Source organism: Staphylococcus sp. HMSC034C12 (assembly GCF_001835895.1).
Classification (GTDB): Bacteria; Bacillota; Bacilli; order Staphylococcales; family Staphylococcaceae; genus Staphylococcus; species Staphylococcus hominis.
In genome coordinates this window covers 1-10,360 of sequence record NZ_KV826350.1, presented here as the reverse complement: position 1 = coordinate 10,360, position 10,360 = coordinate 1, and the positions used below count along the sequence as shown (strand labels likewise).

Below are 10,360 nucleotides of genomic sequence, written 5' to 3'. Positions count from 1 at the left end.
GTGTTTTTCATCCTTGCTAAATATAGCTTCTGTGTATATCGTATTTTTAATTGTATTCATATATATAATCACTCCTTTTAGTATTCTTCGGGCAAAAGCATCACATAATAAAAAGCGTCTACATCATCTTCTCGGATGACATAGACTTTCTTAGGTAATGCATTTTGATTTTTTACATAGTTTGTATAGTGATATTCCAATTTGTACGCGGGTTGTTCTTGTTCATGTGTGATTGACAATATATTCTCATCTTCTTGTAGTCTAAAAATGTGTAGGTAATCTGTATGAGGTTGATTATCTCTTTCTTTTACCATATTCCAAAGTAAGATTTGAAGGTCTAAAGATAGGTGTTCATTAATGCCTCTTGTAATGTAGCGATTGATTTTCATGTTATTTTACCTCGTCTTGAATTTCTTTCATGATGATAATTGCTTGGCTAATAATCGTAACAGATATTTGTGCCACTTTGATCCAATTATTCATGGTCATTCCCTCCTTCTCTTAGTAAATGACGTTCATCGATAATCGTATTTTTAGTATCTGTAAGGTACAGAAAGTCCATATCAAAATGATCTAGATAACCAATGCTGATGAGCTGGTTATTGGCGTACATAAGAAATGGATAGATACTTAGCTCATGTAGTTCATCGTTATAGTAGGTATAAGTTTCAAGTGTAAGATGCGCAAGTGGGGTATGGTCTACAAAGCGAGTAGGAAGTATATTTTCTGCTGCGTCTTCTAACGCTTCACATTCCCATGTTTCATTGTTAGATAGTTGGAATAGACGAGTTATATAGTGTTTGAGTTCTTGAGTGGTTATTTTCATATCATTGCCTCCTAGATAGTGTGATAGTGATGTAGTTGATATACATCATTGAGATAATATATATTTGATTTGTCATTTATTACGAATCCCGGTGGGAATAAGAGAAAATTCCATACAAAAACCCGTGATAAACGTTGGTATAACAAGGAAATCCCGAAATTCCGCCTATTTTGACGAACAATCAACTCATTATTTATAAGTATTAATGATTGTGTATCTCTCTGCTTCCTTATATATATTATTTATTTATAAAAAATAACGGGATTTTGGGATTGTGCTTGCACAATCCTTCTGCTTCTTCGAATCTGCAAATCCCATTCCTTTCCCGGTAAAAAATCATCGTGGGATGTTCTTTAGCAATTTCAATATAAGCATTGTGTAGTCATGAAAAAAATGACGGCAATGACTGTTTCATTAGATAAGTGTTATTGAAATTGATAAAGAGAATTCTTAAACTTAGTTAGAAACTTTAAAGAAAGAAAAAACGAAGTGCTACAAGGCACTTCGTTAGTATTACAATTTGTATTATTAATAAAAAATATTATTCATCTTCACTAGAATTTTCGGTATCATCATCAGAATATATAGGTCTAGGGCTACCTACGTCACCGCGTGGATTATTTGGATTATATCCTATGCCTGCTTGTTCATCTTCTGATAGACTATCTAATTCATCTTGGCTCATTCCGTCATCGTCAACTTTATCTTTTGGTTCTGTAGGGCCTCCTCCACTTTGTGACATAACTTGATCTTCATACTCTCTTTCCTCAGCAGGAGAAGAAAATTCATCAATATAATCTATACCATATCGCTTGGTTTTATGTATTACTTGACCAAACTCATTAGTTCGTACATTTTCTGTATTTGCTTGTTTGCTCGAAGGGTATTCAGAATTATTATTGTTATTAGATATTTGTTCGCTTGTACTATTTTCTATAGTAGTGTTACTTGAATTTTCTTGAGACGTTTGTACTTCTTCTGTATTTGGTTCAGAACTTTGTTTTTCTTTTTTATCTTTACTCGATTTTTTACTTACAGTATCAGCTTTTGTGTTGTCATTGATGAACGTATCTTTAGCAAAATTTACTACAAATAGTGCTAAACCAATAAATATGATTGATAGTATTGCAATTAATAGAATATTAATAATTTTTTTCATTCATTTTTCTCCTTATGATTTTGATAAATAAATAATAGAGTGAGTAAATAATTAATTTAAAGAAACATCCTCATCGATTACTACATCATCATCTATACCTTCATACATTGTTACATGTCCAGTACTAGTTACATTTATTTTATAGGTTGCGCCAGCCCCAGATTTGTTATTGGCAACGATAGACCAAGTATCACTACTAGCATCATAAGTTGGCTCCTGAAACCTTATTAATGAAGCGTCACCGCCACTGTCATTAATTCCTTTTATGACATAGTCAAATACATTATTGCGATTCACTTTAGTATTAGACGTATTGTTATGTGCTTCATTACTTGCTACATCATTATTATTTTCGTCCGTAGAAGTTTCTATAGTATTTCCATTAGATTGATTTATTTGTTGATTTGAAGTGGTATCTTTATGTGTATTTTCTGTTTGTTTTTGATTAAGTTGTTTTTTTAAATCGTCGATTTCTTTGACTTTGCTATATCCAAAAAGACCAGCAATAGCTAATATTGCTAAGACAATCAATACACTTAATATCTTTATTGCAGTTTTCATTGTTCTTTCTCACTTTCATCATCACTATATATTTTCAATCTTCCTTGAGATTCTAATAAATCTGTAGTTGTTGTTCGTTCACTATCTTCAATTTTGCCGTCTCCATCTTCATCAAATTGATTTGGATTTTGCGCTGCTTCATCAAGAGATTTATTTACAGCATCTTGATTAAAATTATTTTTTCCTGGTGGTTCCTCTTGATTTTCTGTTTGCTGAGTAATGTTATTTTCACTAGTATTATTATTTTGAGTAGAGTTCTGTTCATTAGTAGTATTGTTTTGAGTTTGTGTACTATTATTTTGAGAATTTTCTTCTTGATTTTCGTTATTATTTGCAGATTCATCGTTAGAAGAAACGTTATTTTCATTATTGCTCTTTTCTTGTGAGTTACTAATTTTATCTTTATCGGTTTTACTGTCTTTTTTTGTACTTTGATGAGTAGTTTTTTTGTTTTCTTGATTTTCATTGTGGTTAAAAGCATCTTTAGCAAAACTAACACCAAATAGTACTAACCCGATTAATACCACTGATAATATTGCAATTAAAAGAATATTAATAATTTTTTTCATGATTTACTCCTTGTTTATTTGGTTGCATTGATAGCATCTGGATTACTTTTTAATTGCTCTCTAATATAGTCTGAGTATTCATTACCTTTTTGATATTCAAATCTTCCTTCGACGACTTTTTTATCATCTTCATTCATATTTTGAGTATAGTAATCCATCAATTCTTTGTTTGACATATCGTCTACATTAGAAGCAGTTTCAGAATTTTCATTTGTAGTGCTATTTTGTTGATTATTTGTACTAGCTTGTTGTTGAGAGGTATTTGTTTCAATTGACAGATTTTCATTGTTATTAGTAGAAGTAGTGTTATTATCTTGCTCTTCAATACTAGTAGTGATGCTTTGTTCATTGCTATTATTTTGTGAAGGATTATTTGAAGGTTTGTTATTTTTATTTTTAGATGTTTCATGTTGATGTTTGTCAACAATTTTAGTATCACTGTCACTCCACATATCTTTAGCGAAATTAAGAACAAATAAAACTAACCCAATGAAGACAACTGAAAGTATCGCAATTAATAAAACATTAATAATTTTTTTCATTCGTTTTCCCCCTTTATTTGTAATATTTAAAATTTAATAAATTAATTTTATCTAATTTTTATAATTGTATCTACTATATTTTTAATTATTTATTATTTTAGTTAATATTTATACTCATTTCTTTTATTAAATAGTAAGATACAATGTTTGCGGCAAAAATAAAGACGAAGTGCTAAGGAGCACTTCGTCGAGTGGATGGTTATTAAATAGTTGTTTGATAATCTCATTATTCAATTTGAGCGTAACATAAAATTGCTTCTTATGTTGTTCATCTCTTCGGATATCAATACGATCGATGACTGTTAGATATAGTGATTTCAACTGTGATTTTTCTAATTTATCTATGTCTTTGAATATTGTTTGCAGTATGTTGGCAATCATATCAGCATCATAATGTGTAGCTTCCGCTTGTTTATCTTGTTCTAGTTGATGGATTTGATTATTTATTTGATTCAATTCATCTTGGTAGCTAAGTATTGTTGGTTTCAATACGCTGTCTAAGTCAGGTGAGTCTTCAATGGTTTTCGTTAATGTATGCATTTTGGCCTTTATTTCTTCACATTGTGACTGTTTATAGGCAATATCATGATTTAAAGAAGAGACGTCTATTTGACTTTTTTCATTTACCTTTTCAACCAATTGCTTCAATACCTTTTTGCTTTTGATAATTTCCAATATCTGATCTATAACATATTTTTCTAATACATCTGCTCTAACACTATTGGCTGAACAAACTTTAGAACCTTTGTTTCTAAAATTACTACATGAGTAATATCTGATTCTTTTCTTAGTGCCATCTTTTAATGTATTGGTTGTATTACTTGCCGCCATTGCTGCACCACATTTCGGACATTTTACAATGCCAGTCAGTAGGTTTGTCCCTTTACCATGGACTTGTGGTTTCTTGCGACTCTCTTGGCGTTTAAACTGTACTTTATCCCATAAGTTTCTATCAATAATAGGTGCATGCTTACCGTCTGCAATAATCGGTTCCTCATTGAGTCCTTTTCGTCTCTTATCGCTCCAGTGTCTATACTTCGCAAACTGTATCTTTCCAATGTAAAAAGGGTTAGAGATGATGTAGGTAATGGACGAAATACTAAACGGTTTCCCTTTCTTAGTCACATAACCTTTATGATTCAATGCGTTCGCAATCTTACGATAACCATGACCTTTAGCGTATGACTCAAAAATATATTTAACAATATTCGCTTCATGTTGATTGATCATGAGCTCTTTTTTACTGTCAGGTACTTTATCATAGCCTAGAGGCAAATTACCTTGGTAATAACCTTCAATAGCACGTTGTCTTTGGCCATTAAACACGTTTTCTACAATAACGTTTCTTTCAAATTCTGCGAAGCTCGCTAAGATTTGGAGCATCAACTTACCTGTGGAGCTCGCAATTTCTATTTTTTCAGTTAGACTAAAAAATTCAACATTAATCTCATACAATTCTTCGACAATATTTAATAAATCTGAGGTATTTCTAGCTAAACGAGTAGTATTATATACCATAATACCATCTAATTTACCTTCTTTAGCATCTTTTAACATACGTTGTAGTTCAGGACGTTGCGTTGTTTTACCTGATATACCACGATCGGTATATTCATCAACGACTTCATAACCTTGAAATTGACAATACTCTGTAAGTTGATTTAATTGACCATGAATACTGTAACCATCCGTTTGCATTTCAGTTGATACACGTGCATATAATCCAATACGTTTCTTTTTGAGTTGTTTCATATGACTTCATTCCTTTCAGATATTATTAAGTGTGATTGTTCAACGATATTGAGTGGACTATTTTTAAAGTAGATTCCTTGTAACTGTTTAGTTTGAGTTATTGTAATGTCATCAATCAAAGGTGCTATGATTTCTAATGTCAATTTATCTTTGACTACATGACGGATTGTTTCAGCAATTTGATTGGATGAATAATTAGAGTAACGTTCTTCTCTTTCAAAGCCAGCAGATAAGCGTTTAAACGTTTCGATATCAATTTGATTTTGTGCCAGTTTTTCGATGAGTTGTTCTTGTGTTAGATGTGATTGTCTGTGTTTCATTTGTTGGTGTTTTAGAGCTTTTAGTATTGTCTCATTTAATTTGTCATGAAATGACTGATTGTCACAATATGCTTTACAAGTGTTGAGGACCTCTGTTTCAATCATTTGCGCATTGATTCCTTTAAATGGACACGTATGATAGGCTTCATTCATATTTTTAGGACAAACGTAGTAACGTAGAGAGTGTTTCTCTTTTTTTATCGTTAAGTTTGTTAATGTTGATTGACAGTAAGGACATTTGATTCGTCGCTTTAGCTTATTTCTAGAATTGGATCGATTGTGTTGTTTGTGAATACGACGCTCTTGTGCTTCTTCAAACGTATCAACATCAATAATAGATGGAACGATATCATTAAACGTTCCATATTTATTAATGACACGACCACAATAGTTAGGGTTCAAGAGAATATTTCGAACTTGATAGGGCTTACGAGGAATAAGCTTAGGATGGTTATCTAAATGTTGGGAAATCTTTTTGTAGCCTATACCCTGTAAGTACCAGCGATAGACCGCTTTAACTGTATACGCTTCTTCTTCATGTACAATAAAATGACTTTGTCTATAACGATAGCCAAACGGAGCATGAGTTGTGATTAGCTTACCTTGTTTGGCTTTTTCTCTAATCCCATTTTTTGTTTGTTCGCTGATATTGTTTGATTCCATTTCCGCTAGACTCATAAGTATGTTCAAGCGAAAACAATCAAACTCTTTAGCTAAGTTAAAATAGCCATCGTTAACACTGATAATCGTGATATGATGTGTTTTACAAATTTCAAAGAATTGTATGGCATTTTTCAAATTACGATGGAGCCGATTTAGGCGATAGCAACACAATACTTTACATTTTCCAGAACGAATCGCTTCTACCATTTTTTGATAGCCCGAACGTTTTGTATGTCGACCTGTTTTCTTATCATCATAAAACGTCACATTAGACCATCCATATTGCTTAGCGGTATCCATAATGAGCGATTTTTGAGTAGCTAAGCTTTGTTGTTTGAGTGTACTTTGACGTACATAAGCAATCGCTTCTTCCATGTTATACACCTCCAAAAAGATAATATATATTTGTGAGTAAATTAGAATGAAAGGTCCAACGTGCTTTTAACACGTTGGACCGCAATGATTAATTATCGTTCTGTAACTCTTCAACGATTAAATCAGCTAGTAATTCAATCAATTCATCCATTTTATCTACTCCTGTACAATTTCATCTTTAAGTTATTAAAAAGGTATTGAGAAGTGGTCATTTAAAGATCAGCTAACTCATCATTTTGCTTTTTCCATAACTTAAAATTCTCTTTGTTATCCGTATTAATTTTAGTTTTAACAGGTTCAGCATCTTTAGTTAGACCAAAAATAGACGCATATTCTGGATCTAGCTTTAAATGGTAAAAGACAAGTGACTGTTTTTTGCCATTGTCATCTTTGACTGTTCGTTTTTTCGTAATTCGATCACGGTCAGATTCGATAAATCCCTTATCCTTTAGTGCATTCACGACATTATTAACATCTTGGAAGTGATGCTCTGCCAACATATTTTTAAATACAGACGCAATGATTTTGACTTCGATATAATCATCTTTTAAGGCAATTAGTCCATAGTTCTCCATCATATTCTTTAACGCTTTGTCATCAGAAAACTTACCACGGTTTTGTGCTACAAATTGCGTAATGACTTCGATCGCTTTATCTGCCAGTGATCGTTCAGAGACTGTATGAGCATGATAATCAATAAAGTAGTCTCTGATTTTAGCGATATCAATATCTGTAGCTAAAACATGACTAAGAATCTTGGCCGAAGTAGTGATAGCCGCATAGCGCTTAAACATACGAATACCAGTATTATTTGTTTCATCCTTCAATTTATCTTTAAACCAATGATGTTCCTCTTGAAACCATTGAATGACTTCATTTTCACGTTTAATAAGATAATCAGCAACTAACGGTAAAACATGCCCGTAGTTTTGTGCAACCGCTTTTTTGATATTGTCAGCATTGGTCGCATTTGTAGTAAATTGTTCATTAATCTCGATGGTTCTTACACGTAATCCATCGTTTTGAGCCGAATTAGTAAAAATACTGTATTCTGATGTTGAAATGACAGACGTGCCCCAATTCTTAGGCGTTTTAACTTCTCCATGAACGTTTGAACGTTGACGACCTTGACCTTCAGCGATGGAGTATAATAGCCCCGTTGTATCTTTAAAAGTTGCTGATGAGAGTTCATCAAATACAATAGGTACACCAAAATTGTTACTCAAGTAACCTTCAAGTGCATTACGTGTGGCATTCCAATTTTTAAAGAGCGTTTCGTTCCCCTTATTAGGATTGCCAGCAACTGATACAGCTAAAGCAGCCGCTGTTGATTTACCAGTTGATGACTGACCTGTAAAACTAAAGATGATACCAGCAAATTCGATTTCATGGTTGTGCTTTAGGAAAGCTGTTACTAAGGCAGAAATTCCGAATATGGTTGCTAATTCCAAATAAAAATGACCTTTGACCTCATTAAGATACATATTAAACCAATCTTCAAACGTACCTTTAGGCGCTAAATCATAAGATGTGTCACAAATTGGTTCAGGTGGGTTGTTAGCATCAAATTCTTTGGTCTTATAGACATCATTTAACGATATAATGGAACCGAATGGAGTTGCTAGTATGCCTACACCTTCATACAAATGGGAAGGTGATAATAGATTGCGCATTTGTTGCAAGGCATTACTTAAAGACGTGATGCGCTTTTCGTTAATACTATAACCATAATTGATTAGGAAATGTAAGTTTCGAGATGATAAAATATCGGACTCAAAGATATTTTTTTGGCCATTAGTATTCGAGATAACTATTTTTTCAGTACCTGTCGAAGGATCTAGAAATTTTGCTGTAATCACAATAAAACTAGCCAATGTAACTATTCTTTTACTATCTCCATCTTTTTTAGATGGTATGTTTTCATACCAACCGGCTGAATTTAAAAAATAGGGTCCTATTTCAAGTATATTTTTTGACATTAGCGAACACCTCCTTTCGAAGTGTTGCTATGATTACGTGGATGTGGACCTACTTTTTGATATAACAAACTGCCGTTTTTCGTACCTACAGTATCAAATGGTAATCCTGGTGTGTGCTTAATCCAGTAAGCAAAACGACGTCCTACTTCACGTTGATCATTCGTGCTACAAACCACACTATATTTCTTTCTTAATTCACTATAAGTGAACATGCTTCCAACTGATTGTTGAAAAGCTTTGGCAATTACAAAATTATAAAGCTTTTCTTGCTGCTTGGATTTTTTATTCATATAAAAATTCCTCCAATAATTTTTAGAGAGTCAATCAATATCATATAAATTATCTTCAATTGATTGCTATAATAAGCATAAATGAAGCATTATGATTAGACGCGGAACAAAAAATGGGGAGGGGGGGTATATATTGATACCTACGCTAGAAGAAATTATTGATAAGTATGGAAACTTAGTTGATTATTTGAAGTCGGATGTAACAGTTGAGGTTTATGAAGATTTATTGTTATTAAGAAGTTTAAGCGATTTAAATGAACATCAAAAGATGGATAGAGTTTCATTTATAAAAAAACATTTAAACTCAAACTTCGATTATTTATTAGATGATACTGAGTTTCGAAGTATCAATAAGATTTACAGTAATTTAAATATCATGACGCATATCAATAGTCAAAATAATAATTTTAAACGTAACCCATTTATAAATGAAGAACAATTGAAATCACTACTCGCGATAAAGAAAGTAGATGCACATATGAGTTATGATTCAAATATTACTTCAAAAGCATTAGCAGAAATAAATAAAACCCAAAAAAGATTAGTTACAAAGATAGACACACTCTATAACACGTCAAAAAAAGAAGATGAATATGTACGGTTAGGAGAAAAAATATCATATAAAAAATTGGAAGATCATTGGAAATATTTATATAATGAGATTCAGTTTTATAATATTAATAATCAATTGATTAGTTATGTTGCATTAGAACAGGAATATGCTTGGGCTTTTTTAAATGAACTATTTTATTTGATAGAATTGTATTTGAAGGCATTTAAAGGGCAAAAGAAAACAGATTATGAGTTTGAGAAAAAATTAAACGAATTTATTCAATCATATGTCATTATTTTACTTATAGATATACGATTACCTGTTGTTAGATTATATATTATTAGAGATATTGTAGATACATGTGAAGGAGAAAAAGATAATTACAAAAGAATTATACTAATAGAAAAATCTATTAAAAAGTATAGATACGTAAAAGATCAGATTAAAAGATTTAAAAAAGGATTAGAAGAATCGTTATCAAATGCAACTTTATCTATTGAACAAAATATGTTGAAAGTTAAAATTGATTATTATAAAGCCTACTGCTTTCCTAGAGAAAAAACAAAGCATAACAATATTGAGTACAATGTATCGTTGTTTTTTAAAGCATTAGATGCTTTAAAGAAATAGTTTTTCACTGAAAATATTTATAGATATAATTAAAATTAATTAATATTAAGCCAGGATAATATAGTCTTAATCGTTTTGAAATACAAAAAATGTTGTGGAAATCGCGCGAAATAATCAGAGGAATCATTTGAAATCATCGTA

General features: G+C 31.6%; 11 protein-coding genes. 1 reads left to right on the top strand and 10 read right to left on the bottom strand.

Going from position 1 to position 10,360, the window contains the following annotated elements; all coding sequences use genetic code 11:
- Positions 1-77: 77 nt before the first annotated feature.
- The 10 genes from HMPREF2629_RS08995 to ssb form a co-directional block, all read right to left on the bottom strand.
- Positions 78-389 carry a DUF960 family protein gene (locus HMPREF2629_RS08995; RefSeq protein WP_053018158.1) on the bottom strand — a complete coding sequence of 104 codons (312 nt, stop codon included), beginning with the start codon at positions 387-389 and terminating at the stop codon, positions 78-80.
- Between the two features lie 86 nt (positions 390-475).
- On the bottom strand, positions 476-826 hold the full coding sequence (locus tag HMPREF2629_RS08990) for an SAUGI family uracil-DNA glycosylase inhibitor (RefSeq protein ID WP_070813310.1): 351 nt from the start codon (positions 824-826) through the stop codon (positions 476-478).
- A 541-nt stretch (positions 827-1,367) separates the two neighbouring features.
- On the bottom strand, positions 1,368-1,985 hold the full coding sequence (locus HMPREF2629_RS08985) for a hypothetical protein (protein WP_070519316.1): 618 nt from the start codon (positions 1,983-1,985) through the stop codon (positions 1,368-1,370).
- Between the two features lie 51 nt (positions 1,986-2,036).
- Positions 2,037-2,546, bottom strand: coding sequence for a hypothetical protein (locus HMPREF2629_RS08980; RefSeq protein WP_002505021.1), 510 nt, complete (start codon positions 2,544-2,546; stop codon positions 2,037-2,039).
- On the bottom strand, positions 2,543-3,115 hold the full coding sequence (locus HMPREF2629_RS08975) for a hypothetical protein (RefSeq protein ID WP_070519314.1): 573 nt from the start codon (positions 3,113-3,115) through the stop codon (positions 2,543-2,545). The genes HMPREF2629_RS08980 and HMPREF2629_RS08975 overlap by 4 nt, the downstream gene beginning before the upstream one ends.
- Positions 3,116-3,129: 14 nt before the next feature.
- Complete coding sequence (locus tag HMPREF2629_RS08970) at positions 3,130-3,657, bottom strand: hypothetical protein (protein WP_070519312.1); 528 nt, start codon at positions 3,655-3,657, stop codon at positions 3,130-3,132.
- Positions 3,658-3,783: 126 nt separating this feature from the next.
- Entirely contained in the window at positions 3,784-5,409 is a 1,626-nt protein-coding gene (gene ccrB / locus HMPREF2629_RS08965) for a cassette chromosome recombinase CcrB (protein ID WP_070813309.1), read from the bottom strand.
- Positions 5,406-6,767: a cassette chromosome recombinase CcrA gene (gene ccrA, locus HMPREF2629_RS08960; protein ID WP_070813308.1), complete on the bottom strand. Its 1,362-nt coding sequence runs from the start codon at positions 6,765-6,767 to the stop codon at positions 5,406-5,408. The genes ccrB and ccrA overlap by 4 nt, the downstream gene beginning before the upstream one ends.
- 212 nt (positions 6,768-6,979) lie before the next feature.
- Positions 6,980-8,746: a cassette chromosome replicative helicase gene (gene cch1 / locus HMPREF2629_RS08955; RefSeq protein WP_070813307.1), complete on the bottom strand. Its 1,767-nt coding sequence runs from the start codon at positions 8,744-8,746 to the stop codon at positions 6,980-6,982.
- Positions 8,746-9,036, bottom strand: a complete 291-nt coding sequence (ssb, locus tag HMPREF2629_RS08950) for a cassette chromosome ssDNA-binding protein (protein WP_070813306.1) — start codon at positions 9,034-9,036, stop codon at positions 8,746-8,748. Before ssb ends, cch1 begins: the two co-directional genes overlap by 1 nt.
- 133 nt (positions 9,037-9,169) lie before the next feature.
- On the opposite strand from ssb, the gene HMPREF2629_RS08945 reads away from it, so the two are divergent.
- The gene (locus HMPREF2629_RS08945) at positions 9,170-10,219 is read left to right on the top strand and encodes an ACP synthase (protein WP_070508374.1); all 1,050 of its coding nucleotides are present in this window, start codon (positions 9,170-9,172) and stop codon (positions 10,217-10,219) included.
- The last annotated feature ends 141 nt before the right edge of the window (positions 10,220-10,360 follow it).

Bases quoted from the DNA above. Each gene is read 5' to 3' on its own strand.
- HMPREF2629_RS08995 (WP_053018158.1), bottom strand. From the start codon at position 389: ATGAAAATCAATCGCTACATTACAAGAGGCATTAATGAACACCTATCT.
- HMPREF2629_RS08990 (WP_070813310.1), bottom strand. From the start codon at position 826: ATGAAAATAACCACTCAAGAACTCAAACACTATATAACTCGTCTATTC.
- HMPREF2629_RS08985 (WP_070519316.1), bottom strand. From the start codon at position 1,985: ATGAAAAAAATTATTAATATTCTATTAATTGCAATACTATCAATCATA.
- HMPREF2629_RS08980 (WP_002505021.1), bottom strand. From the start codon at position 2,546: ATGAAAACTGCAATAAAGATATTAAGTGTATTGATTGTCTTAGCAATA.
- HMPREF2629_RS08975 (WP_070519314.1), bottom strand. From the start codon at position 3,115: ATGAAAAAAATTATTAATATTCTTTTAATTGCAATATTATCAGTGGTA.
- HMPREF2629_RS08970 (WP_070519312.1), bottom strand. From the start codon at position 3,657: ATGAAAAAAATTATTAATGTTTTATTAATTGCGATACTTTCAGTTGTC.
- ccrB (WP_070813309.1), bottom strand. From the start codon at position 5,409: ATGAAACAACTCAAAAAGAAACGTATTGGATTATATGCACGTGTATCA.
- ccrA (WP_070813308.1), bottom strand. From the start codon at position 6,767: ATGGAAGAAGCGATTGCTTATGTACGTCAAAGTACACTCAAACAACAA.
- cch1 (WP_070813307.1), bottom strand. From the start codon at position 8,746: ATGTCAAAAAATATACTTGAAATAGGACCCTATTTTTTAAATTCAGCC.
- ssb (WP_070813306.1), bottom strand. From the start codon at position 9,036: ATGAATAAAAAATCCAAGCAGCAAGAAAAGCTTTATAATTTTGTAATT.